Genomic DNA, 24,400 nt, shown 5'->3' on the forward strand with positions numbered 1-24,400 from the left:
GTGACCGGGAGGCGCATTCTACAGGAGCCAAAACCCCTGTCAACCGCTTCCGTGAAACTTCGCTGACTTAACTCAGCGCCTGGAAAAGCGATCCTGCCGACCTTCCCAGTGAGCGGCGCATTCTACGCTACTCGCCTGCCCTGTCAACCCCTAAATTATCGCTAACTTATTGATTGTAAAGCGCTTTATTCAAAGCACCCCGTTTGGGCAGACGCGCATTATAGGGGCTATGAAAAAACCGTCAAGGGTTAATGACGGATTTAAGACAATAAAAAGCCCGCCGCCCGTTTTACCCGGCGGCGGGCCTGGCGCAACACTCTATACCGAAAGGTAACGACTGATATGTGCGCGGTCGATCTGATCGCCGCTGGCTTCGTGGACTATATGCCCCTTGTCGATTACCAGCATACGGTCGGACACGGCCAACGCGAAGCTGAGCACCTGTTCGGAAACCACAATGCTGATTTTGCGCAGCTGCTTGATCTCGTTCAGGGTGGTCGCCAGCTGCTTGATGATCGAAGGTTGAATACCTTCGGTAGGCTCATCCAGCAACAGGATCTTCGGGTCTGCGGCCAGCGCCCGACCAATAGCCAGCTGTTGCTGCTGACCGCCCGAGAGGTTACCCGCTTTGCGATGGCGCATTTCAAGCAGTACCGGGAACAACTCATAGATGTCATCCGGCACCTTCTTGCGCCCGGAGGCCTCCAGACCAGCCATGATGTTTTCTTCCACCGTCAGCGTCGGAAACACCATACGCCCCTGCGGGACGTAGGCTATGCCACTTGCTACACGCTGGTAGGACTGCGCCTTGCTCAGCTCCTTGCCATTGAAGGTAATCTCCCCGCTGCTGCTGGGATGCATGCCAATCAATGATTTGAACAGGGTAGTCTTGCCCATCCCGTTGCGACCCATGATCGCCACCGTTTCGTTCTCACCAACATCCAGCGAGATACCATGGATGACTTCGCTCATGCCGTAACTTACCCGCAGATCACGAACCGTCAGCATAGTTGCCTCCTTATATTAGTGGCCAAGGTACACCTCGATGACCTTCTCGTTATTCTGCACGTCTTCCATCTTGCCTTCGGCCAGCAACTTGCCCTGATGCAGAACAGTAACCTTGTTGGCAATGTCCTTAACGAAGTCCATGTCATGCTCGATGACGATCACCGAGCGGTTGTTGCTGATACGCCGCAACAGGTCCGCCGTGGCTTCGCGTTCGGAAACGCTCATGCCGGCAACTGGCTCATCGAGCATCAATAGCTCCGGGTCCTGGATCAGCAGCATGCCGATTTCCAACCACTGTTTCTGGCCGTGACTCAGCAGGCCCGCACTGGTTTCCAGCTTGTCGGACAGGAAGATTTCGCCGGCCACCTCGCGGACGCGCTCGGTGACTTTTTCAGTCACCTTGAAGAACAAACTTCCGAATACCGTGCGCCCGCCAGGGTAGGAAAGCTGTAAATTCTCCCGCACGGTCAGGTTTTCATAGATAGAAGGGGTCTGGAACTTGCGCCCGACCCCGGCCTTGACGATCTGATTCTCGGCCAGCTTGGTCAGCTCGGTATTCTTGAACATGATGGAACCAGACGACGCCCTGGTCTTGCCGCATATCAAGTCAAGCAGTGTGGTCTTACCGGCGCCATTTGGACCGATCACCACGCGCACCTCGTTACGCTCAACGTAGAGATTCAATCCATCGACCGCCTTGAAGCCATCGAATGAAACGGTCAGATCTTCAATTGCCAAGAGTATCGGCGACGTCATGACTGCACCTCCTGGGCGATAGCGGTTTGGCTGGACTTCTTGCGTTTCCGGCCAAACACCCCGTCCAGACGCGGCTGGACGAAATCGGTATAGATGCCGGCCAGACCTCGCGGGAACAATAGAACAACGCCAATAAACAGCGCGCCCATAAATACGATCCACAGCTGCGGGAAGGTTTCCGAAAGCATGGTCTTGGCCAGGTTAACCAGCAGCGCACCGTAGACCGCACCTATCAACGACAGCCGCCCACCGACCGCACAGAAAATCACCATTTCGATCGACGCCACGGTGCCGACAAAGGACGGCGACATGAAGCCGACCTGCAGCGCGAACATGGCGCCGCCGATGGCGGAAAACACCCCGGCCAACGCGAAGACGAAGATCTTGATATTGGCCACGTCATAGCCGGAGAAGCGCACGCGGTCTTCCTGGTCGCGCATCGCAATCAGCAGCTTGCCGAACCGACTGTTGAGCACAAATTGACCGATCAGCAAACAGATGATCAAGGCTACGCAGCAGACAAAGTAGAGGATGTAACGGGCGCTATCGGAACGTATGTCCCAGCCCAACAGCGTACGCAGGTCGGTGATGCCATTGATCCCACCGGTGTAACCCTGCTGGCCGATGATCAAGATCGTTGCGATGGAGGCGATCGCCTGGGTAATGATGGCGAAATACACCCCACCCACCCGCCGCTTGAACATCGCGAAACCGATAATGAACGCCACAATCGCCGGCACGGTAAGGATCAATACAATCGTCAGAAACAGACTGTTGAACGGCATCCACATCATCGGCAACTCGGTGATTTGGTTCCAGTCCATGAAGTCCGGAATGCCGGGTGTGCTCTGAATCGAGGTGAACTCGGGCGCTGACGACTCCAGCTTGAGAAACATCGCCATGCAGTAACCACCAAGACCAAAGAAGATCCCCTGACCCAGGCTCAGAATGCCGCCATAACCCCAGCACAACACCAGACCCACGGCGACAAAGGCGTAGGTCAGATATTTGCCCAGCAGGTTGAGGCGGAAAATATCCAGCGTCAAAGGCAGGATCACCATCAACAGCACGGCCAGCGCCAGCAACTGCAGCAGGCGTTGCCCTCCCCCGAATGCTGCTATCCATCTGTGCATATCAATAACCTCCAGCTGGCACGCCAATCACCGGCGTACCTTGCTTGCAAAGAGTCCCTGGGGACGAACCATCAGAATGCCGACCACAACCGTGAGGGTGATGACCTTGGCCATGGAACCGCTGAGGAAGAACTCGAGTATCGATTGCGACTGGGCGATACCGAATGCTGAAACCACTGTGCCAAGAATGCTGGCTGCACCGCCGAACACCACGACGAGGAAGGTATCGACGATATACAGCGATCCGGTGGTCGGTCCGGTGGAGGCGATAGTGGTGAAGGCCGCACCGGCAACACCGGCGATTCCGCAACCCAAGGCAAAGGTAAAGCGGTCGACCCGCTGGGTATTGATACCCGCAGCATTGGCCATCGCACGATTCTGCGTGGTCGCGCGCACCTTGATACCCCAGCGCGATTTGTACAGCAGGATGACGACGCCCAGGGTAATGAAGAAGGTGATGCCCATGACGAACATGCCGTTCATTGGAATATCGATAATGTCGGTAGGTGCCCAGGAGCCCATCAACCAGCCAGGCAAACTGACACTGACCTCGCGCGGGCCGAAACCGGAGCGGAAGGCCTGTTGCATGATAAGACCCAACCCCCAGGTCGCCAGCAAGGTATCCAACGGCCGGTTGTACAGCAGCCTGATCATGAAACGCTCGACCAGGTAGCCCAAAATAAAGGTTCCCGTAAAAGCCGCCAGTATGGCGATAGGGAAATAAATGTGCTCCATCCAGGGCCAGATACTGGTACCCAGCTCAGACACCAACCAGGTGATATAGGCGCCCAAGGTTAGAAATTCACCGTGGGCCATATTGATCACGCCCATTTGTCCAAAAATGATCGCCAGACCCAACGCCATCAACAGGAATACGCAAAACAAGCTAAGCCCGCTAAAGCCCTGCATAACAAAGATGGCCGTGAGCTCCTGCGAGGAATATCCGCCCATGATCGCTCTCCTTAATTCGGTAAGATGCGGTCAACAAAGACCGCACCAGTGTTGATTTACCCTGACGGGAGCGACTTATTGGTAACCTTCTGGGAAGGGGTTCGGTTCGATCAGCTCAGACTCGTAAACGACCTTGGCTTGACCATCGGCCTGCCACTCGCCTACGCGCAACTTGCTCCACAGGTGATGGTTTTCGTGAACTTTCACGTATCCTTCAGGCGCAGTTGTCAGCTCGATATCTGGAGAGGCCGCTGCAACATCATCCACATCGAAGCTACCTGCTTTCTCAACTGCGGCTTTCCACAACCAGGGGCCAAGATAGGCGGCCTGAGTTACGTCACCAATCACGCTGTCTTCACCCCAACGCGCCTTGAACGCCTTGACGAACTCGGAGTTGTTGTCGTTTTCCAGCGACTGGAAGTACTTCATGGAGGAGTAGAAACCCACCATATTCTCGCCACCGATGCCCAGTACTTCGTCTTCGGTTACAGAGATGGTCATGATGGTCTGGCGGTCAGCAGTGATGCCGGCAGCATTCAGCTGCTTCCACCAGGCGACGTTGGAGCCACCGACAATGCTGGAATACACCACGTCAGGCTTTTTAAGACGGATCTTGTTGATCAGCGAACCGAAGTTGGTGTTGCCCAGCGGGTAGTACTCTTCCCCTACAACGGTGCCGCCCAGGACGTTTTCGATATGCTTGCGGGCGATCTTGTTCGAGGTGCGTGGCCAGATATAGTCAGAGCCGACCAGGTAGAAGGTCTTGGCATCTTTCTCTTTGGCGATCCAGTCCAGACCGGCAAGAATCTGCTGAGTGGCTTCCTGGCCGGTGTAAATTACGTTCTTGGACTGCTCCAGCCCTTCATAGAAAGTCGGGTAGTAGAGCATGCCGTTTTCTTTTTCGAAGACCGGCAACACGGCCTTGCGTGACGCAGATGTCCAGCAACCGAATACCGCGGCAACCTTGTCCTGGGTCAGCAGCTTGCGCGATTTTTCCGCGAAGGTCGGCCAGTCACTGGCGCCATCTTCCTGCACGATTTCGATCTGCCGGCCAAGTACGCCACCCATCGCGTTGATCTGTTCAATCGCCAGCATTTCTGCCTCGACCGAACCAGTTTCGCTGATGGCCATGGTGCCGGTAATGGAGTGCAGAATGCCGACCTTGACGGTGTCATCGGTCACGGCCAGGCCGGTGGTATTGACCTGATCGGTAGGGAAATCTGCCGCGCCGGCGAGGCCGGTGAAGCCTAAACCAGAGCCCAGCGCCAACGCCAACACATGGCGCTTCCAGGCGGGCATCTTGCGTATTGATTCGTGCATAGGGTGGTTCTCCTTGATGTGGGTAAAACTGACCAGCAAACCCATCTCCCCAGTTCGCCAGCCTGTCACCACACCCCTGAGCAACCCTTGTGCCATCAACGCCAAATGGCCATAAAAGAATTACGTATTTTATTTAAATGGCTATTTATCAATGACCTGCACGCGCCCTCCGCACCGAGGCGCGCGCTTCCTCCTTCAGCGAGAATGTTAGCCCTCACAAGGCGATCTGACATTGTCATGACATTGTCAGCCGCAAGCCCGTGACATTGTCACATCGGCCTGGATCCCCAATATGACAATAACTGACCATCCAATCGCAACAGACTGATTAACAACGATTTTTACCATGCATGACAAAGCTGGCACGGCATCTGCTCTGCTGATTGCACTGGCCCATATCCGGCCTTGAACGCCATCACCCACACAGAGGATTCATCGTCATGGCTGAGACATTGATCAAGATCGATCTGAACAAGAGCCCCAAGGAACACGACATCATCCATAACCGCTGGCACCCGGACGTTCCGATGGTCGCGACCGTGAAGCCAGGCGATGACTTCATCATCGAATGCATGGATTGGACCGGCGGGCAGATCGAAAACAATGACAGCGCTGATGACGTGCGCGACGTGGACCTGAGCAAGGTGCACTACCTGAGCGGCCCAGTGGCTGTAGAAGGTGCCGAACCAGGCGACTTGATGGTGGTCGATATTCTCGACCTCGGCGCCTTCGCCGACCAGATGTGGGGCTTTAACGGCGTATTCGCCAAGGAAAACGGTGGCGGCTTCCTGACCGAACATTTCCCTGAAGCACGCAAGACAATCTGGGATTTCAATGGCATCTATACCAAGTCTCGGCATATCCCCGGCGTCGAATTTATTGGCCTGATGCACCCCGGCCTGATCGGTTGCCTGCCGTCACAGGAACTGCTGGACGAATGGAACAAGCGTGAGCAGGCGCTGATCGATACCGATCCGGATCGCGTACCTGGCCTGGCCAACCCACCCTATGCACCCACTGCTCACGTTGGCCGCGCCACCGGTGACGTTGCGGCGAAAATCGCCAACGAAGGCGCGCGCACCGTGCCGCCGCGTGAACACGGCGGCAACTGTGACATCAAGGACCTGACCAAAGGCTCACGGGTATTCTTCCCGGTGTATGTGAAAGGCGGTGGGCTGTCGATGGGTGACCTGCACTTCTCTCAGGGCGACGGCGAAATCACCTTCTGCGGCGCGATTGAAATGGCTGGCTGGATCCATATTCGCGTCAACCTGATCAAGGACGGGGTAAAGAAATACGGTGTGAAGAACCCGATCTTCCAGCCCAGCGACATGGCACCCAGCTACAAGAAACACCTGATCTTCGAAGGCATCTCGGTCGACGAAAGCGGCAAACAGCATTACCTGGATGCGCACGTTGCCTACCGCCAGGCGTGTCTGAACGCGATCGAGTATCTGAAGAAGTTCGGTTTCAGTGGCGCCCAGGCGTACTCCCTGCTCGGCACTGCGCCGGTACAAGGGCATATCAGCGGGATTGTCGACGTACCCAACGTCTGCGCCACCCTGTGGATCCCCACCGAGATATTCGACTTCGACATCATGCCCAACGCCGACGGCCCGACCATCTCGGTCAACAGCCCGGAAGTGCCCACATCGAAGTGGAACAAGTAGGTCTGCAGCGTCGCCGCCACCATTGTGGTGCGGCGACACCCCCTCGTTCGCACGCCCAGGGAGCATTTTATGCCCTTATACGATTTTGATTGCCCACAATGCGGCGGCTTCGAAGCGCTGCTACCCAGTGCCGAACGCAACCTGCCGCGCGATTGCCCGGCCTGTGGCCAGCCCATGCAGCGCCTGATCAGCGCTCCGCGCCTGCAGGTCCTCAGTTCACAGCAACGCACTGCGCATGAGACCAATGAACGTAGCGCTCACCAACCCAAGGTCAGCCACGGGCACAGTTGTTGCAGCTCTGGAAGCTGCACTCATAAACCCCGTGAGGACGGTCAACCGCCCGCCCTCAAGCAGCAGAGTGGCCCGCGTCGTCCATGGATGATCAGTCACTGAACTCGAGACGCTGAGTTCAGCGGCATTAACCGACGCAGGCCCACGGGAATCAGTTGTACCCGCGCGAAGGAGCCTGCATACCGTGATAACCCTATCAGATCGGACATCCCAGCAGATGAAGCGTGAATTGGTCGTTATTCTGGAAATGGCCAAGCTGTTGGAGAAGCCGTTGGACGCCCCGCGCACCATCCAGGGGATTCTGCGGCTACTGGCGCAGCTGTACGGTCTGAACTGCGGCAGGGTCAGCCTGCCAATCACTGCCACCAACAGTCTGGAAGTACGCTACTCCTACGGCCTGGCACCGGAAGATCTGAAGGCCGGCCGCTTCAACTTGAACATCAATCAGGGTGTCACCGGCTATGTGATGCGCACCGGATCGATCGGCCTGGTGCCGGATGTCAGCAAGGAGCCGCTGTTTATTTACCGAGTGGCTGAGCTGTCCAATCATACCGGCGGGCGCATGACCTTTATTGCCGTGCCCATTCTGGAGTCCGGCACACCCATCGGCGTGCTCTCGGTACAGCGCGAAGGCCTGCACGAGCGCCCGTTCGATGACGATATCAGCCTGCTGCGCATCGCCGCCTCAATGATTGGCCAGGTACTGCGCATTCATCAGTTCGTGGTGGATCAGACCGCGCATCTGGTCAAGGAAAACCAGCATCTCAGGCACAGTATCGCGGTCGAGGCGATGCTCAAACAAAGCCTGGCGCATGGGATTCTGGGCACCAGTCCGGCGCTGATGGATGCGGTGCGCTCGACTATCCAGGTCGCTCGCAGCGATGCTCCGGTCATGCTCCTGGGCGAGTCCGGCACCGGCAAGGAGAAATTTGCGCGCATGACCCACCAGCAGAGCGACCGGCGCGAGAAGCCGTTTATCTGCATCAACTGCGCGGCGATTCCCGCAGAATTACTCGAATCCGAACTCTTCGGCCACGCCAAGGGCGCCTTTACCGGGGCCTCACAAGCCAAGCAGGGCAAGATTCTGCAGGCCGACGGCGGCACCCTGTTTCTCGACGAAATCGGCGACATGCCCCTGGCCTTGCAGGCCAAGCTGCTGCGCGTATTGCAGGAGAAGAAGGTCGACCCGGTCGGCAGTGATCACGCCATCTCGGTGGATTTTCGGGTGATCACCGCGACGCACGTCAACTTGCAGGAATCGGTCAATCAGGGCCGCTTCCGCCTGGATCTGTTCTACCGCCTGCACGTGGTCCCGGTGCACCTGCCACCACTGCGCGAGCGGCAGGACGACATACGCCAATTGGCTCTGCACTTTCTCAATGAGCTCAACCACCACTACGAGCGCAACTGGAGCCTGGAAGCCGACGCCTTCGAAATTCTCGAACGCTTCGACTGGCCGGGCAATATCCGCCAGTTGCAGAACGTGCTGGAACGCACCGCGCTGACCAGCGACGCAGATTCGCTGAGCGGCGACAAGATCAAGCGCAGTCTCTCTTCGGAAAGCGCGATCAATCTGCCGCAGCATATCCAGCACGAAAAAGCCCCTAACCCTGCACCGGCAGAGCTGGCCAGCCAGCCGCTGAGCGTTAACGGTCAACGGCCCTACGGGCGTTCATATAACTGGGTGAACCAGGATGAAGCAGCGCATATCCGCGCCATGCTGGTCGACACCAACAATAACCAGTCCGAGGCGGCCAGGCGCCTGAATATCAGCCTCAGACAATTGCGCTACCGGGTCAGCAAGCTGGGTATCGACCTGCACTGACCCCCATTCAATCAAGCAAGCGGAGGAATACTCATGCGTCATGGAGATATATCAAGCAGCCCCGATACCGTTGGTGTTGCCGTAGTCAATTACAAGATGCCGCGGCTGCACACCCGCGATGATGTATTGGCCAACGCCCGCAATATCGCCGAGATGATCATCGGCATGAAACAGGGTTTGCCGGGTATGGACCTGGTGGTGTTTCCGGAATACAGCACCATGGGCATCATGTACGACCACGATGAAATGATGGCCACGGCCGCGACCATTCCCGGTGATGAAACGCGCATTTTCAGCGAAGCCTGCAAGCAGGCAAAAACCTGGGGTATTTTTTCCCTGACCGGCGAGCAGCATGAAGAACATCCGCACAAGGCACCCTATAACACTCTGGTACTGATCAATGATCAGGGCGAGATAGTACAGAAATACCGCAAGTGCATACCCTGGTGCCCGATCGAAGGCTGGTACCCCGGTGACCGCACTTATGTATCCGACGGCCCCAAGGGCATGAAGATCAGCCTGATCATCTGTGATGATGGCAACTATCCGGAAATCTGGCGGGACTGCGCGATGAAGGGCGCCGAGCTGATCGTGCGCTGCCAGGGCTATATGTACCCGGCCAAGGAACAGCAGGTGATGATGGCCAAGAGCATGGCCTGGGCCAACAATTGTTATGTCGCGGTGGCCAATGCCAGCGGCTTCGATGGCGTGTACTCCTACTTCGGCCACTCGGCAATTATCGGCTTCGACGGTCGCACGCTGGGTGAATGCGGTGAAGAGGATATGGGTATTCAGTACGCCCAGCTGTCGGTATCGCAGATCCGCGATGCGCGGGCCAATGATCAGTCACAGAACCACCTGTTCAAACTGCTGCACCGTGGCTACACCGGTGTGTACAACTCCGGTGATGGTGATCGCGGCGTTGCCGATTGCCCATTCGACTTTTACCGCACCTGGGTACTGGATGCGGAAAAGGCCCGCGATGATGTGGAGAAAATGACCCGCAGCACCATCGGCGTGAAGGATTGCCCGGTCGGTGAACTGCCGCATCCGGGCAAGGACAAGGAAGCCGGCGCCTGACGCCGCTGACGGGAATCGGTCATGCCGTTTATCAATGAAGTGCTGGAGCACAATCAGCGCATGGGCGGCAGCACGCCGCCCATGCGCCAGTCGCGCTTTCAGTTCGATCTGGACAAAGTCATGCAGTCGCTGCGCTCGCGCATCACCGGTCAGGGTGCGGCGCTGGATGCTATCGCCGCGAGCCTGGCCCTGACCAAAGCTGAGCTGGGCGACCCGAGAAAGCCCCTGGCGGTAATGTTATTGATGGGGCCAACAGGGGTGGGCAAAACCGAAACCGTGCGCCTGCTCGCCGAGGCCATTCATGGCCGCGCCGATGCGCTGTGCCGCATCGACATGAATACTTTGGCCCAGGAACATTACGCTGCCTCACTCACCGGCGCGCCGCCAGGTTATGTTGGCAGCAAGGAGGGCAATACACTATTTGATCGCGAGGCCATCGAGGGCAGCTTCGGCAAACCCGGCATCGTGCTGTTTGACGAGCTGGAAAAGGCCAGTGAACCGGTGATCCGCGCACTGATGAACATCTTCGACAACGGCCAGCTAAGGCTCAGCTCAGGCACCAGCACCCTCGACTTCCGCAACAGTCTGATTTTCATGACCAGTAACGTCGGCGCTCAATCACTCTGGGCCTGGCAACAGCGCCAGCAAAGTGGCTGGCGGCGTTGGTTACCCGAAGCCTGGCGCGCTCGACAAGAGCAGAAGCATCAACAACTGGCTCTTGAGAAGGCCTTTGCACCGGAATTTCTCAACCGTATTGACCAGCAACTGATTTATCAGCGCCTGGGCGACGATCAGATAATGATTCTGGTGGAACTGGCTTTGCAGCGGCTGAATAATCGCCTGGCCCGGCATCAGGTCCAGTTGGTGGCGCAACCGCAGCTCAAGTCGTGGCTCGGCCAGCAGGGATTTGACCGACGCTATGGCGCGCGCGCCATGGCCCGCAGCTTCCGCCAACACCTCGAGCCGGAGGTGGCTCGCGCATTGTTGCAAACTCCCGATCGCCCGCCAGGCTGCCTGCTGTTGGCTGATATGGATGCGCAACACAGGGTGAGATTGACCCTGAAAGGCCCGGACGATTGACACAAAAAACCCCGCCGAAGCGGGGTTTTCAATTACCGGCTGATCAGATGCAGTCTTCGACTGACTTCAGCGGGTAATGGGCCGGGTATGGCAGGGTAGCCACACCGGAATCGATAGCCGCCTGGGCAACAGCTGCAGGCACTTCTTCGATCAGGCGCACGTCCATGGGCTTGGGAATGATGTAATCACGACCAAATTCCAGAGAAATACCGCCGTAGGCAGCAGATACGTACTCCGGTACCGGCTCCTTGGCCAGCTTGCGGATCGCATGTACGGCAGCAATCTTCATCTCTTCGTTGATGCGCGTGGCGCGAACGTCCAGAGCACCACGGAAGATGAAGGGGAAGCCCAGTACGTTGTTGACCTGGTTCGGGTAATCGGAACGACCGGTGGCCATGATCACGTCAGGACGTGAAGCGTGAGCCAGCTCGGGGTCGATTTCCGGATCCGGGTTGGAGCAGGCGAATACGATGGGGTTTTCAGCCATCAGCTTCAGTTCGGCCGGCTGCAGCAGGTTAGGACCTGACAGGCCGACAAACACGTCAGCGCCTTTCATGGCATCAGCCAGGGTGCGCTTTTCAGTGTCGGTCGCGAAGATCGCCTTGTATTCGTTCAGGTCATCACGGCCAGAGTGGATCACGCCCTTGCGGTCGAGCATGTAGATGTTTTCGACCTTGCAGCCCATGCTGACCAGCAGCTTCATGCAGGCAATGGCAGCAGCGCCGGCGCCCAGGCAAACGATCTTGGCATCTTCCAGCGTCTTGTCAGCCAGTTCCAGCGCATTGATCATCGCCGCGGCGGTAACAATAGCGGTGCCGTGCTGGTCATCGTGGAAAACCGGAATATCGCACTGCTCAATCAGAGCGCGCTCGATTTCAAAGCACTCAGGTGCCTTGATATCTTCCAGGTTGATACCACCGAAGGTGCAGGAGATACGCTTGACGGTGTCAATAAACGCCTGTGGGCTTTCGGATTCGACTTCGATATCGAACACATCGATACCAGCAAAGCGCTTGAACAACACGCCTTTGCCTTCCATTACCGGCTTGCTCGCCAACGGACCCAGGTTACCCAGGCCGAGAATAGCAGTACCGTCGGAAATCACCGCGACCAGGTTACCCTTGCCGGTGTATTTGTAGGCATTGAGAGCATCCTTGGCGATTTCACGCACTGGCTCGGCAACGCCAGGACTGTAGGCCAGAGCCAGGTCACGTGCAGTGGCGGTAGGCTTGGTCAGTTCGACGCTCAGCTTGCCCGGACGGGGGTTGGCATGATAGTCGAGTGCATCGGTTCTCAAATCAGACATGTTCAGTTTTCCGGTCAAGTTGCTTGTGCGGGCGGATGAGAATACAGAAAACCACCCATACGAACAAGATCATTCACGAGATCAATGTCAAGGACATTATCTTACAACTTTGAGCCACTGCCCGGCCTTGGGCTGGCCCTCCGGCCATTGCGCGTTCAGCAACCGCAGACGCGCTTCGGCCTCATCCCCCAAGGGGCTGCCCTTTGCCAATTTGGCGTAAGTATCGCCTTGCCGCGCCCGCACCAGGCGAATCCGCATGGGCTGCGCGTTCTTCTTGTCCGCGGCGGTCAGGGGCCTAAAACTGCGGATGGTCTGCACAAACTGCTCGTCGTAGAGCTCCAGCGGGCCACGACCACGGAATGCACCGATAAACAGGAAAGCCTGTTTGCCGCGCACTATCGCCGCGACACGCCGCGCATTATCCCCGGGAATGGTCGCGGTAAAGCCTTTGTAGCCAGTACCGCTGAATGCCAGGTCCTGGGTCAGTCGCTGCTTGCCGACACGGGCGCGTAACAACTCTTCGGCTGATACATTGGTGTTGCTGAGGTTTTCCATGGTCAGCGCGATAAACCCTTGCTCATCCGGGGTGTGCGCCAGCAGCACATCCGGGCGGTTGAGAATCACCCAGCCCTTGGGATAATCCAGCACCATGTTCAACTCGGTATGCAGGAAGCGCTGACCACGAACAATCCCCTGTTCCGGACTGTCGCCATAGATCATACCGTCGAGCATCTGCAAATAGTCGTCCCGGCCCACCCGCTGCGCGTCACCGGTTGTCAGCCCCTGAGCCTGGGCCACCACCTGCTGCAAGCGCTGGTCGTGGGTCGGATGCGTAGAGAACAGACCATGGTAACTCTCGACCTGTTTACCCTGGGCTGCGGCCTTCTGCGAGGAATAGGTATCCTGATTCTTCAGCGCGCCGATGACATCCAGCACCGCCTCCGGCCGGTACCCGGTACGGGCAAGATACTCCGCACCCAAACCATCGGCCTCCAGCTCCATATCACGGCCGTAACCACGGACCATGGCAGTGCCGAGCATATTGCTCAGATCACCGGCCGCCGGCATGCCCGTACCTATGGTAATCAGTTGGCCGATCAGGCCCGTGCCCATCGCGATACTTTGCTGCCGCACGCCATGACGGGCGGTGACGTGACCGATCTCATGGCCCAATACCGCAGCCATCTGCGCCTCGGAATTGAGGTAGATCAGCAGACCGCGATTGATATAAATATGTCCGCCCGGGAGCGCGAAGGCATTGATGTCCGGGGAATCGACCACATTGAACTGATAGGGAATACCGCTGCGATGGCTCTTGTTGGCCAACTGCGTACCGATGCGCTGCACATAGGCCTGCAACTTGGGATCCTTGAGCATGCTCATCTGTTGTGCGATCTGCTCGCTGGCCTGTTGCCCCAGAGCCATCTCCTGGGCCTCGGACATCATCACAAAGTTCTGCTTGCCGGTGACCGGGTTGGCCGCGCAGCCGCCGAGCACTAACCCGGCCAGAACGAAGACCAACAGAGGACGAAAAATCATTGTAGCTCCAACATCGAGGGGTGACGCAGTGGCAACATGAACGGCTTGTGGCCGGATTTAAGGTGACGCTGACCGCGCCGGTCGATTACCCACCCGCGCGCTTCCAGCTGCCGGCCCTTCCAGGATCCGGGCGCACCTGCAGGAAATAATCTGCGCTCATCCTGAGCAATACGCAACACCACAGGGCCGTCCAACTCCAGCCAGAGATAACCCCCGGCTTCATTGGCCGACACCACATGCCCGCCGACCAGTGCAAAGCCACCCGACTTTATCTGGCTCGCCTTCTGCACTGGGGAATCCTGCCACAGACCAAGTTTGGCTTGGCGCGCCAGCCCTTCCGCCGCCAGATGACAGTCAATCAACGCACTGTTGGGCGGCACCGCCAGCGCAAAACCCAAGCCTTCGCTGAGCAACTGCGCTTCAATATTCTGGCCGTCTGGCCCGTATAGATGCGCCAACGTGCGGCCGTAGTGGTCCTTGGGCTGCCGTCCGACATGCAATCGCAAACCGGGTTGCCGAACCAGTTGCTCCAGGCGCTTTCTGGCCGCCTGGGCGAAAGGTTGACTGGGCTCACCGCGCCGACCAATTTCTGGTGTATCGATGCCGATCAAACGAACCCGGCGCTGATCGCTCAGCTCCAGCGTATCGCCATCGATCACCACCCGACTGCTGACGCGTTCACCTTTATCCGCTAGCTGACAAACATCGGCGTGTACGGCGGGGGCCAACAGACAGGCAATAAAAAAGGCGCCCGTAAGGAGCGCCTTTTTCTTGCCTTGCACTGCGGCCATCACTTGCGCGAGGCCCGGCATGGGTCTTACTTGGAGCTGACAGCGCCAAAACGCTGCTTGAAGCGCTCGATACGACCGCCAGTGTCCAGCATCTTCTGCTTGCCGGTGTAGAACGGGTGGCATTCGGAGCAGACGTCGAGGTGAATACCGCTTTTCAGTGTGGAACGGGTCTTGATCACGTTACCGCAGCTGCAGGTGGCTTCGATTTCCTGGTACGCAGGATGCAAATCAGCTTTCATGGTGAATCCTCTTTGTGTGTGCCGCCACCAGATCAACCTGATCAGGCACCGCACGCTATGGTGGTCTGCTTGGCGCCAGCACGGAATGCGCAGGGGCCATAAATAGGCCGGCGATAATACCAGAATCCGCGCCAGACGCAAGTCTCATGCACGAGGGATGGGAATGCTACCATGGCGCGACATCAACATGGCCTTACCAACAGCCTAGCAACAGGAAGCCACGCGTGCCCGGACCCATACTGCAGGTCGCCCTGCCCTCGCCCCTGCGCCGCCTGTTCGACTACCGCAGTCCGGCTGGCGTGCGTGCCGAGGATCTGTGTATCGGCCAGCGCGTACGTGTGCCCTTCGGACAGCGGCAGATGGTCGGCGTCATTGCCGGTATCAGCGACACCACCGAAGTGCCTGCCGCCAAACTGAAACCGGCCCAGGAGCTCATCGATCTGCAGCCGCTGTTGCCCGAGAGTTTGTGGCAACTGATTCTATGGACCGCCAGCTACTATCAGCACGGCCTGGGCGACACCCTGGGTTGCGCGCTGCCGACGCTGCTGCGCCAGGGTGAGCCGGCTATCGCCCGGCAGGACCTGCTCTGGCAACTGCTGCCCGGCGCCTACCCCGAACATCCTGCGGTCAGTCGCGCGACCAAGCAGAAACAGGCAGTGCAAGTGCTGGCCAAGCATCCGCATGGCTTGTCCCATGCGCTGATCAGCCAATGGGGGCTAACCCGCGATGCACTCGAAGCGCTTGAGCGCAAAGGTCTGGCTCAGCGCATTCACCAGTCCCCGCATCACACTGCCGAACCGCTACCTTTATTAAGCGACATACCGCTGAAGGCCAATGCCGAACAGCAGGCGGCGCTGGAGGCGATCGCCGGCAAGAGCGGATTTACCGCCTGGTTGCTGGACGGCGTCACCGGCAGCGGCAAGACTGAAGTCTATCTGCAGGCGATCGAGCGCTGCCTGGTCGCCGGTCGGCAGGCACTGGTGTTGATCCCGGAAATTGGCCTGACCCCGCAAACCATGGAGCGCTTCCAGAAACGTTTCAGCATTCCGGTGGTGATCCTGCACTCCGGTCTGAATGACCGCGAGCGGCTGGATGCCTGGGTTGCCGCACGTGACGGGGAAGCAGGCATTATTATTGGCACCCGCTCGGCGATTTTTACCCCACTGGCGCGCCCGGGCCTGATTATTGTCGATGAAGAGCACGACCTGTCGTTCAAACAGCAGGAGGGTCTGCGCTACAACGCGCGCGATCTGGCCGTGTATCGCGCGCATCTGGAAGACACACCGATCATCCTAGGCTCGGCCACGCCGTCGCTGGAGAGCCTGCATAACGTGCGCCGCGGTCGCTACCAGCATCTGCGCCTGACCGAACGTGCCGGTAACGCCAAGCCGCCGGGCTTTCGCTGTATTGATATTCGCAGCCGCAAACTCGAAGCCGGCCTGTGTCGACCGATGATCGAGGCCATTGGCGAGCACCTGAAACAGGGCAACCAGGTGCTGGTATTTATCAATCGTCGCGGCTTTGCGCCGACGCTGATGTGCCACGATTGCGGCTGGATCGCCGAATGCACCCGCTGTGACGCGCGTATGACCGTACACCAGAACCCGCCACGCCTGCACTGCCATCATTGCGATACCCAGCGCCCGCAGGAGCACGAATGCCCGAAGTGCCTGAGCAAGGATCTACGTCAGCTCGGCGCCGGCACCGAGCGTACCGAAGAGCATCTGGCGCAGCGCTTCCCGGATTTTCCAGTGTTGCGCATCGACCGTGAAAGCATGGCGCGCAAGGAGGCCATGCAAGGCATGCTCAAGCGCATTCAGAGCGGCGCTCCCTGTTTACTAGTGGGCACGCAGATGCTGGCAAAGGGGCACCACTTTCCCGATGTAACCCTGGTGGCGATTCTGGATGCCGACGGCGGATTGTTCTCGGCCGACTTTCGCGGGCCGGAGCGGATGTCGCAACTGATCACACAAGTCGCCGGGCGTGCCGGCCGCGCCGACAAACCTGGGCAGGTGCTAATCCAGACCCATATGGCCGAGCACCCGCTGCTGATCAACCTGACTGAACAGGGTTATGGCGCGATTGCCGACATGGAGCTGGATGCCCGCGGTAGAGCTGGCCTGCCGCCGTTCAGCTTTATCGCGCTGCTGCGCGCAGAAGCCAACAACGCCAACGTCGCCAATGAATTTCTCGAATCCGCCTGTACCTTGGCAGAGAACCTGAGCGATCAACTCGGACTGGCAGTGGATATGCTCGGGCCAGTGCCTTCACCAATGGAACGTCGTGCAGGTCGCTACCGGGCGCAACTGCTGGTGCAGGCCAAGCAGCGTTCGACCTTGCACCAATTGCTGCATCACTGGCTGCCGCAGCTCGAGAGCCATCCATTGGGCCGCAAGGTCCGCTGGTCAATCGATGTAGACCCGCTGGACATGTTTTAGCGCGCTGTATTTGGCAACCGCACACTTAATGCGGATAATGGCGGGTTTTCCACAGGCACTCGCCGGATGAATCCCCAATCATGAAAAACCTTATCAGCCAACTGCTGGCCAGTGCGGTCAGCAGCCTTCAAAGCCAGGGCGTACTGCCTGACGACATTCAGCCGTCCATTCAGGTAGAAATTGCCCGTGATAAGGCCCATGGCGATTTTGCCAGCAACCTGGCGATGACCCTGGCCAAAGCCGCACGCATGAAGCCGCGCGACCTGGCCGAGCAACTGATCGCGGCATTGCCTGAGCATGAAGCCATCTCCGAGGTGTCCATCGCCGGACCAGGGTTTATCAATTTCTTTCAGAACCGTCAGTGGCTGGCGGCCAATCTGGACCGGGCACTGACCGACCCGCGCCTGGCCATCGCCCTGGCCGAGCCGCAGCAGAAAGTCGTAGTGGATTATTCCTCGCCCAATCTGGCCAAGGAAATGCACGTTGGCCATTTGCGCTCAACCATTATTGGCGACGCCGTAGTGCGCGTACTCGAGCACCTGGGGCACGAGGTGGTGCGGCAAAACCACGTAGGCGACTGGGGTACCCAGTTCGGCATGCTGCTGGCCTACCTGGAAGAGCAGAGCGTGGAGGCCGAGGCCGAGCTGGCCGACCTGGAAAACTTCTACCGCCAAGCCAAGCAGCGCTTTGACGAAAGCCCCGAGTTTTCTGACCGCGCGCGTGAGCGGGTGGTGCAGCTGCAGGCTGGCGACAAGGCTTGTCTGGCACTCTGGGAGCGCTTTAACCGTATTTCGCTGGGCCATTGCCAGGCCGTGTATGACCGCCTCGGCGTCAGCCTGACCCCAGCCGATGTGCGCGGTGAAAGTGCCTACAACGACAAACTGGCGAGCATCGTCGAAGCCTTGCAAGCCAAAGGCCTGCTGACGGAAAGTCAGGGCGCCCGCTGTGTGTTTCTGGATGAGTTCAAGAATGCCGAGGGCAACCCACTGCCGGTGATCATTCAGAAGGCAGGCGGTGGCTATCTCTATGCCACCAGCGACCTGGCTGCGATGCGTTACCGCCACGAGCAGTTGCACGCCGACCGCGTGCTTTACTTCGTGGACCAGCGTCAGGCCCTGCACTTTCAGCAGGTATTTGCCGTGGCGCGGCTCGCCGGTTTCGTACCCGAGAGCATGCAGCTCGAGCATATGGGCTTTGGCACCATGAACGGTGCCGACGGCAAGCCGTTCAAGACCCGCGATGGCGGCACGGTGAAACTGGTAGATCTGCTGGATGAGGCTGAAGAACGCGCACATCAACTGGTTTCGCAGAAAAACCCGGATCTGGATGCTGCAGAGCTACGGCAGATCGCCCGTGCAGTCGGTATCGGCGCGGTCAAATATGCTGATCTGTCCAAGCACCGCAGCAGCGATTACAACTTCAACTTCGAGCTGATGCTCAGCTTTGAGGGCAACACCGCTCCCTATCTGATGTACGCCTATACCCGCGTCGCCAGTGTGTTCCGCAAGCTGGACCGCAGCATGACCAGCGTCGAGGATCTGGGTCCGATGCAGCTGGAACAGCCGGCCGAAGCTGAGCTGGCGGCGCATTTGGCACAGTTCGCGCAGACACTGGAATACGTCGCGCGCGAGGGCACACCGCACGTCCTCTGCCACTATCTGTACGAGCTGGCAGGACGTTTTTCCAGCTTCTATGAACTCTGTCCGATTCTGGCCGCGGAACAGCCGGCCCAGAAAGATAGCCGCCTGCGTCTGGCGGCATTGACTGGACGCACCCTGCGGCAGGGGCTTACCCTGCTCGGCATCGACACACTGGAGCGCATGTAAGCAGTATGGCAAAAGCACGCAAGGCCGCCCCCCGGCGCGGCGCCAGCAGGCAGCAGTCCAACTCCAAACGCAGCATACCCGGCTGGCTCTGGCTGGTGGCCGGGCTGGCGATCGGCGTCTTTGTAACCTTTCTGTTTCAGTTGGAGCCTGGTCGCGGGTCCGTGCAGCGTGACAAGACGCCACCACCGCCAGCGGTCACGCCACCGCCGCCAAGCAAGGCTGATCAGCCGCGCTATGACTTTTATACCTTGCTGCCCGAGTCAGAAGTCATAGTGCCGCAGAGCAGTGTGCCGGAAACCGCCGAGCCTGAAAAAAGCACCGACGAGAAAAAGCCAGAAGATGCCGCTTCCGCGTCCGGCACCCGCTTCTACCTGCAAGCCGGTTCTTTCCGACAGCGCGCCGAAGCTGATCGGGTCCGTGCGCAGATCCTGTTGCTCGGGCTGGATGTGAAGCTGGAAAACGCCCGCCTGGATGGCGGTGAAATCTGGTATCGGGTACAGGTTGGTCCATTCCAGGATCGAGCGACTCTGAGCAGTGCGCAAACTACGCTAGCCGGGAACGGCTTCGACAATCTGCTGTTGCAGCAGCGCACTACACCTTGAATATAGACTGCAGCCCGCTACCGGGCTGCAGCTCTTCACTCCGGCCTGACCCTCTTCGTTAAACCTGCCTTGTCGATCACGTCTTGATTCCGCGCACGACCAAGCCTTGAAATCCCCCACTGCGCCCCCAGATAAATAAACATGGGTCGGCGCAGCATGTCGGCCACTCCCACAACAGCCAATCAGGAGCTGCGCGTGACCACTATTGTTTCCGTACGCCGTAATGGCAAGGTCGTGATCGGCGGCGATGGCCAGGTTTCCCTGGGCAACACCGTGATGAAAGGCAATGCCCGTAAAGTACGCCGCCTGTACAAAGATCAGGTCATTGCTGGCTTCGCCGGCGGCACCGCCGATGCTTTTACTCTTTTCGAACGCTTTGAAGCCCAGTTGGAAAAACACCAGGGCCATCTGGTGCGAGCTGCTGTTGAGCTGGCCAAAGATTGGCGTACCGACCGCGCACTGCGCCGCCTGGAAGCGCTGCTGGCCGTCGCCAACAAGGACGCCTCGCTGATCATTACCGGCAACGGCGATGTGATCGAACCGGAAGAGGGTCTGATCGCCATTGGCTCCGGCGGTCCCTATGCCCAGTCTTCAGCGATGGCATTGTTGCGGCATACCGACCTGTCAGCGCGCGAGATCGTCGAGACCAGTTTGAATATTGCCGGTGAAATCTGTATCTACACCAACCACAACCAGACAATTGAGGAGCTGGATGCCAATCCCTGAGGCATCCGGAACATCGCCAGCATGTCCATGACCCCCCGCGAAATTGTTCACGAACTGGACCGGTATATCATCGGCCAGCAGGACGCCAAGCGCGCCGTTGCCATTGCCTTGCGCAATCGCTGGCGTCGCCAGCAGTTGCCAGAAGCCCTGCGCGCCGAAGTCACGCCAAAGAATATCCTGATGATTGGTCCAACCGGTGTCGGCAAGACCGAAATAGCACGGCGCCTGGCAAAACTGGCCCAGGCACCCTTTATCAAGATTGAAGCGACCAAGTTCACCGAGGTCGGTTATGTGGGCCGCGACGTAGAGTCGATCATTCGCGATTTGGTCGATGCTGCAATCAAGATGCTCCGTGAGCAGGAAATTGCCAAGATGGGTCACCGGGCTGAAGATGCCGCTGAAGAGCGCATTCTCGACGCCTTGCTGCCCCCGGCCCGACCGGCAACCGGCGATCAACCTGCGCGCGAAGATAACAGCACCCGTCAACTGTTCCGCAAACGCCTGCGCGAAGGTCAGTTGGACGACAAGGATATCGATATCGAAGTAGCCGAAGCTCCCGTCGGCGTGGATATCATGGCGCCGCCAGGCATGGAAGAAATGACCAGCCAGTTGCAAAACATGTTCTCCAACTTCGGCAAGGACAAGCGCAAGACGCGCACGTTGAAGGTCAAGGAGGCGCTCAAGCTGGTCCGCGATGAAGAAGCCGCGCGCATGGTCAACGAGGAAGAGCTCAAGGCTCGGGCGATTCATGCGGTAGAGCAGAACGGTATCGTGTTTCTTGACGAGATCGACAAGGTCAGCAAGCGCGCCAATAGCGGCGGCGGTGCCGACGTCTCCCGCGAAGGCGTGCAGCGCGATCTGCTACCGCTGATCGAAGGCTGCACGGTCAATACCAAGTTTGGCATGATCAAGACTGACCATATCCTGTTTATTGCCTCCGGCGCCTTCCACCTGACCAAGCCTTCGGACCTGATTCCCGAGCTGCAGGGTCGTCTGCCTATCCGCGTGGAACTGCAGTCCCTCACGCCCGGCGACTTCGAGCGCATTCTCACCGAACCCGATGCGTCGCTGACCGAACAGTATCGCGCGCTGATGAACACCGAAGGCCTGACCATCGATTTTGATGCTGGTGCTATCAAGCGTCTGGCCGAGATTGCCTGGCAGGTGAATGAGAAAACCGAAAACATCGGCGCTCGTCGTCTGCATACGGTGCTGGAGCGTCTGCTGGAAGAGGTCTCCTTCAGTGCTGGCGACCTGGCCAGCAGCCAGAACGGCGAAACGCTCAAGATCGATGCTGCCTATGTGGATGAGCATCTGGGCGAGCTGGCGGTGAACGAGGACCTGTCGCGGTATATTCTTTAACGTAAGTTGCAGGCTGACAGTTGAATCCCGGTCTTCGCTACCGGGATTCTTTCTTCCCCAACATGGATTCCCGCCTTGGCGGGCATGACGGACTATGGCTTCAAACTCGAGAGGATGATCCTAATGCCCGGCCCTATTTCCGCCCCTATTCCCACCAGCATCAAACTCCACAAAGCATCCCGCACGCTGGAGCTAGGCTATGCCGATGGTCAGGCGTTTACTCTCCCGGCGGAGTATTTGCGGGTAATGTCGCCGTCGGCCGAGGTTCGTGGGCACGGCAAACCGGTGCTGCAGACCGGCAAACAGCATGTCGCACTGCTCGGCGTGGAGCCGGCGGGACGTTATGCGCTGAAATTGACCTTTGATGACGGACACGACAGCGGTCTGTACAGCTGGGACTATCTTTATCAATTGGCTACAGAGCAGGAACAGCTCTGGAAAGCCTATCTTGAGCAAATCTCCGATGCCGGCGCCAGCCGTGATCCGCATACTTCGACGGTGCGCTTGCTGCACTAAACCAGAGCGCTGGATATCCGCTACAGCGCACATCAGACTAATCGTTGATCCTGCGGCAAATTCGGTTTAACAGCCAGCTCCGCGCGTGCTAACTTGTCTCATATCCAATCACTTTTCGAGGACAATGCAGATTGTAGTAATAGGTCGATACCTTGGGTAAATCACTGCGCCAAATGTTTTGCCCAGATGCATCCCACCTGTTTTTCTGCCGACTCAGTTCAGTCACGCACCGGAGCTTCACAAGATGGCCCAAAAAAAAGACGAAGAGCTCGGCCTGCAGGCCAGTGACAATATCCTTGGCCCCAACCCGATCATCGGCGCACCAACCCGCGATATCGTCAGCACCGCACGGCAAGTCCTGCGACAAACAATCAAGCAACCAGTGCATAGTCTTAAACATGTCGGCCGCTTCGGCCTGGCGGTCAAGGATGTATTGATCGGGCGTTCCGAAATAGCACCTGACCCCGCAGATAAGCGCTTTCTTGATCCGACCTGGAATCAGAACCCGCTGTATCGGCGCTATATGCAAAGCTATCTGGCCTGGCGCAAAGAGCTCAATAGCTGGATTACCACCTCCAACCTGCCCCCTCAAGACGTAGCACGTGCCCAGTTTGTGATTTCGCTGATGACCGAGGCCATGTCGCCGACCAACACCGCGTTGAATCCGGCGGCGATCAAACGTTTCTTCGAGACCGGCGGCAAAAGCCTGTTCGACGGCATGACCCATCTGGCGCAGGATATCGCCAACAATGGCGGCATGCCCAGCCAGGTCAATATGAACGCCTTTGAAGTGGGCAAGAACCTGGCCATCACCAAAGGCTCGGTAGTGTTCCGCAACGAAGTGCTTGAGCTGATTCAATACAAACCATTGACTGAAGAAGTTTACGAAAAGCCGGTATTGGTCGTGCCGCCGCAGATCAACAAATTCTATGTATTCGATTTGTCGCCGGAGAAGAGCCTGGCACGCTACCTGACCCTCAACCACATGCAGACCTTTGTCGTCAGCTGGCGCAACCCGACCAAGGCGCAACGCGAGTGGGGATTGTCTTCCTATATCGAAGCGTTGAAAGAGGCCATCGATATTGTGCTGAAGATCACCGGCAGCAAGGACCTGAGCATGCTCGGCGCCTGCTCCGGGGGCATCACTACCGCCTCGCTGCTCGGCCACTATGCTGCGCTGAAGGAGAAGAAGGTCAGCTCCTTCACCTTGCTGGTCAGCGTACTGGATACCGGCATCAAGACTCAGGTCGCGCTATTTGCCGACGAAAAATCGATCGAGGCGGCGCGGCGCATGTCCTATCAAAGCGGCGTGTTGGAAGGCAAGGACATGGCCAAGATCTTCGCCTGGATGCGCCCCAACGATTTGATCTGGAACTATTGGGTGAACAACTACCTGCTCGGCAATGAGCCGCCGGTGTTTGATATCCTGTTCTGGAACAACGACACCACGCGGCTGCCCGCAGCGCTGCATGGCGAATTTCTGGAAATGTTCAAGACCAACCCATTGACTCGCGCCAAGGCGCTGGAAGTCTGCGGCACGCCGATTGACCTGAAGCAGGTCAAAGCCGACTTCTTTTGTATCGCCGGTCTCAACGATCACATTACTCCGTGGGATGCCTGTTACAAATCCGCCAAATTGCTCGGCGGAAAATGTGAATTTGTCCTGTCTTCCAGTGGTCATATCCAGAGTATCCTTAATCCACCGGGCAATCCGAAATCGCGGTTCTTCACCAACACCGAGATGCCCGACGATCCCAAGAAATGGCTGGAAACCGCTACCAAACAGTCAGACTCCTGGTGGCAGTACTGGCGTGACTGGCTACATGCCCGCGGTGGCAAACTCAAAGCAGCGCCTGCAGTATTGGGTGACGAAGATTTCCCGCCGATGGAAGCGGCGCCAGGGACTTATGTCCACGAACGCTAGGAGCGTTCCCAAGAGAC

21 protein-coding genes are annotated in these 24,400 nt (G+C 58.1%); 12 read left to right on the forward strand and 9 right to left on the reverse strand.

Going from position 1 to position 24,400, the window contains the following annotated elements:
* Positions 1–318 precede the first annotated feature (318 nt).
* From urtE to urtA, 5 genes are all read right to left on the reverse strand, one after another.
* Entirely contained in the window at positions 319–1,008 is a 690-nt protein-coding gene (urtE, locus tag DT594_RS10765) for an urea ABC transporter ATP-binding subunit UrtE (protein ID WP_149332682.1), read from the reverse strand.
* A 15-nt stretch (positions 1,009–1,023) separates the two neighbouring features.
* On the reverse strand, positions 1,024–1,764 hold the full coding sequence (urtD, locus tag DT594_RS10770; protein ID WP_149332683.1) for an urea ABC transporter ATP-binding protein UrtD: 741 nt from the start codon (positions 1,762–1,764) through the stop codon (positions 1,024–1,026).
* The gene (gene urtC / locus DT594_RS10775) at positions 1,761–2,897 is read right to left on the reverse strand and encodes an urea ABC transporter permease subunit UrtC (RefSeq protein WP_149332684.1); all 1,137 of its coding nucleotides are present in this window, start codon (positions 2,895–2,897) and stop codon (positions 1,761–1,763) included. The genes urtD and urtC overlap by 4 nt, the downstream gene beginning before the upstream one ends.
* Positions 2,898–2,924: 27 nt before the next feature.
* Positions 2,925–3,848, reverse strand: coding sequence for an urea ABC transporter permease subunit UrtB (gene urtB, locus DT594_RS10780; RefSeq protein WP_149332685.1), 924 nt, complete (start codon positions 3,846–3,848; stop codon positions 2,925–2,927).
* Between the two features lie 75 nt (positions 3,849–3,923).
* On the reverse strand, positions 3,924–5,168 hold the full coding sequence (gene urtA, locus DT594_RS10785; RefSeq protein WP_149332686.1) for an urea ABC transporter substrate-binding protein: 1,245 nt from the start codon (positions 5,166–5,168) through the stop codon (positions 3,924–3,926).
* A gap of 440 nt (positions 5,169–5,608) precedes the next feature.
* Between urtA and fmdA the strand changes: the two genes are divergently transcribed.
* The 5 genes from fmdA (at position 5,609) to DT594_RS10810 (ending at position 11,114) form a co-directional block, all read left to right on the forward strand.
* Positions 5,609–6,838, forward strand: a complete 1,230-nt coding sequence (gene fmdA / locus DT594_RS10790; RefSeq protein ID WP_149332687.1) for a formamidase — start codon at positions 5,609–5,611, stop codon at positions 6,836–6,838.
* A 69-nt stretch (positions 6,839–6,907) separates the two neighbouring features.
* A complete protein-coding gene (locus tag DT594_RS10795) occupies positions 6,908–7,231 on the forward strand; it encodes an FmdB family zinc ribbon protein (RefSeq protein WP_149332688.1) in 324 nt (107 codons plus the stop codon).
* Positions 7,232–7,313: 82 nt separating this feature from the next.
* Positions 7,314–8,954, forward strand: a complete 1,641-nt coding sequence (locus DT594_RS10800; RefSeq protein ID WP_218574507.1) for a sigma-54-dependent Fis family transcriptional regulator — start codon at positions 7,314–7,316, stop codon at positions 8,952–8,954.
* 33 nt (positions 8,955–8,987) lie between these two features.
* Positions 8,988–10,034 (forward strand): aliphatic amidase, encoded by a 1,047-nt coding sequence (locus tag DT594_RS10805; RefSeq protein WP_096346651.1) that lies wholly within the window; start codon positions 8,988–8,990, stop codon positions 10,032–10,034.
* Positions 10,035–10,055: 21 nt separating this feature from the next.
* The gene (locus DT594_RS10810; protein ID WP_149332689.1) at positions 10,056–11,114 is read left to right on the forward strand and encodes an AAA family ATPase; all 1,059 of its coding nucleotides are present in this window, start codon (positions 10,056–10,058) and stop codon (positions 11,112–11,114) included.
* A 43-nt stretch (positions 11,115–11,157) separates the two neighbouring features.
* Here DT594_RS10810 and DT594_RS10815 read toward each other — a convergent pair whose 3' ends face one another.
* From DT594_RS10815 to rpmE, 4 genes are all read right to left on the reverse strand, one after another.
* Positions 11,158–12,420 carry a malic enzyme-like NAD(P)-binding protein gene (locus DT594_RS10815; protein ID WP_096346649.1) on the reverse strand — a complete coding sequence of 421 codons (1,263 nt, stop codon included), beginning with the start codon at positions 12,418–12,420 and terminating at the stop codon, positions 11,158–11,160.
* 96 nt (positions 12,421–12,516) lie between these two features.
* Positions 12,517–13,959, reverse strand: coding sequence for a M48 family metalloprotease (locus DT594_RS10820; RefSeq protein ID WP_149332690.1), 1,443 nt, complete (start codon positions 13,957–13,959; stop codon positions 12,517–12,519).
* A complete protein-coding gene (locus tag DT594_RS10825; protein WP_246164619.1) occupies positions 13,956–14,771 on the reverse strand; it encodes a thermonuclease family protein in 816 nt (271 codons plus the stop codon). Before DT594_RS10825 ends, DT594_RS10820 begins: the two co-directional genes overlap by 4 nt.
* A gap of 5 nt (positions 14,772–14,776) precedes the next feature.
* Positions 14,777–14,989 carry a 50S ribosomal protein L31 gene (rpmE, locus tag DT594_RS10830; RefSeq protein ID WP_022963663.1) on the reverse strand — a complete coding sequence of 71 codons (213 nt, stop codon included), beginning with the start codon at positions 14,987–14,989 and terminating at the stop codon, positions 14,777–14,779.
* Between the two features lie 224 nt (positions 14,990–15,213).
* Between rpmE and DT594_RS10835 the strand changes: the two genes are divergently transcribed.
* From DT594_RS10835 to phaC, 7 genes are all read left to right on the forward strand, one after another.
* A complete protein-coding gene (locus tag DT594_RS10835) occupies positions 15,214–17,427 on the forward strand; it encodes a primosomal protein N' (RefSeq protein ID WP_149332691.1) in 2,214 nt (737 codons plus the stop codon).
* 80 nt (positions 17,428–17,507) lie between these two features.
* Positions 17,508–19,253, forward strand: coding sequence for an arginine--tRNA ligase (gene argS / locus DT594_RS10840; RefSeq protein WP_149332692.1), 1,746 nt, complete (start codon positions 17,508–17,510; stop codon positions 19,251–19,253).
* A gap of 5 nt (positions 19,254–19,258) precedes the next feature.
* The gene (locus DT594_RS10845) at positions 19,259–19,855 is read left to right on the forward strand and encodes an SPOR domain-containing protein (protein ID WP_149332693.1); all 597 of its coding nucleotides are present in this window, start codon (positions 19,259–19,261) and stop codon (positions 19,853–19,855) included.
* A gap of 195 nt (positions 19,856–20,050) precedes the next feature.
* Entirely contained in the window at positions 20,051–20,581 is a 531-nt protein-coding gene (gene hslV / locus DT594_RS10850) for an ATP-dependent protease subunit HslV (protein WP_096346667.1), read from the forward strand.
* 21 nt (positions 20,582–20,602) lie between these two features.
* The gene (hslU, locus tag DT594_RS10855; RefSeq protein ID WP_149332694.1) at positions 20,603–21,943 is read left to right on the forward strand and encodes an ATP-dependent protease ATPase subunit HslU; all 1,341 of its coding nucleotides are present in this window, start codon (positions 20,603–20,605) and stop codon (positions 21,941–21,943) included.
* Between the two features lie 123 nt (positions 21,944–22,066).
* Positions 22,067–22,459 carry a gamma-butyrobetaine hydroxylase family protein gene (locus DT594_RS10860; RefSeq protein ID WP_149332695.1) on the forward strand — a complete coding sequence of 131 codons (393 nt, stop codon included), beginning with the start codon at positions 22,067–22,069 and terminating at the stop codon, positions 22,457–22,459.
* Positions 22,460–22,703: 244 nt separating this feature from the next.
* On the forward strand, positions 22,704–24,383 hold the full coding sequence (phaC, locus tag DT594_RS10865) for a class II poly(R)-hydroxyalkanoic acid synthase (protein ID WP_149332696.1): 1,680 nt from the start codon (positions 22,704–22,706) through the stop codon (positions 24,381–24,383).
* Positions 24,384–24,400: the final 17 nt, after the last annotated feature.

Source organism: Halopseudomonas laoshanensis, assembly GCF_008365385.1.
In the GTDB taxonomy this organism is placed as follows: Bacteria; Pseudomonadota; Gammaproteobacteria; order Pseudomonadales; family Pseudomonadaceae; genus Halopseudomonas; species Halopseudomonas laoshanensis.

Excerpts from the sequence above, each read along its gene's own strand:
- urtE (WP_149332682.1), bottom strand. The coding sequence starts at position 1,008 with ATGCTGACGGTTCGTGATCTGCGGGTAAGTTACGGCATGAGCGAAGTC.
- urtD (WP_149332683.1), bottom strand. The coding sequence starts at position 1,764 with ATGACGTCGCCGATACTCTTGGCAATTGAAGATCTGACCGTTTCATTC.
- urtC (WP_149332684.1), bottom strand. The coding sequence starts at position 2,897 with ATGCACAGATGGATAGCAGCATTCGGGGGAGGGCAACGCCTGCTGCAG.
- urtB (WP_149332685.1), bottom strand. The coding sequence starts at position 3,848 with ATGGGCGGATATTCCTCGCAGGAGCTCACGGCCATCTTTGTTATGCAG.
- urtA (WP_149332686.1), bottom strand. The coding sequence starts at position 5,168 with ATGCACGAATCAATACGCAAGATGCCCGCCTGGAAGCGCCATGTGTTG.
- fmdA (WP_149332687.1), top strand. The coding sequence starts at position 5,609 with ATGGCTGAGACATTGATCAAGATCGATCTGAACAAGAGCCCCAAGGAA.
- DT594_RS10795 (WP_149332688.1), top strand. The coding sequence starts at position 6,908 with ATGCCCTTATACGATTTTGATTGCCCACAATGCGGCGGCTTCGAAGCG.
- DT594_RS10805 (WP_096346651.1), top strand. The coding sequence starts at position 8,988 with ATGCGTCATGGAGATATATCAAGCAGCCCCGATACCGTTGGTGTTGCC.
- DT594_RS10810 (WP_149332689.1), top strand. The coding sequence starts at position 10,056 with ATGCCGTTTATCAATGAAGTGCTGGAGCACAATCAGCGCATGGGCGGC.
- DT594_RS10815 (WP_096346649.1), bottom strand. The coding sequence starts at position 12,420 with ATGTCTGATTTGAGAACCGATGCACTCGACTATCATGCCAACCCCCGT.
- DT594_RS10820 (WP_149332690.1), bottom strand. The coding sequence starts at position 13,959 with ATGATTTTTCGTCCTCTGTTGGTCTTCGTTCTGGCCGGGTTAGTGCTC.
- DT594_RS10825 (WP_246164619.1), bottom strand. The coding sequence starts at position 14,771 with ATGCCGGGCCTCGCGCAAGTGATGGCCGCAGTGCAAGGCAAGAAAAAG.
- rpmE (WP_022963663.1), bottom strand. The coding sequence starts at position 14,989 with ATGAAAGCTGATTTGCATCCTGCGTACCAGGAAATCGAAGCCACCTGC.
- argS (WP_149332692.1), top strand. The coding sequence starts at position 17,508 with ATGAAAAACCTTATCAGCCAACTGCTGGCCAGTGCGGTCAGCAGCCTT.
- DT594_RS10845 (WP_149332693.1), top strand. The coding sequence starts at position 19,259 with ATGGCAAAAGCACGCAAGGCCGCCCCCCGGCGCGGCGCCAGCAGGCAG.
- hslU (WP_149332694.1), top strand. The coding sequence starts at position 20,603 with ATGTCCATGACCCCCCGCGAAATTGTTCACGAACTGGACCGGTATATC.
- DT594_RS10860 (WP_149332695.1), top strand. The coding sequence starts at position 22,067 with ATGCCCGGCCCTATTTCCGCCCCTATTCCCACCAGCATCAAACTCCAC.
- phaC (WP_149332696.1), top strand. The coding sequence starts at position 22,704 with ATGGCCCAAAAAAAAGACGAAGAGCTCGGCCTGCAGGCCAGTGACAAT.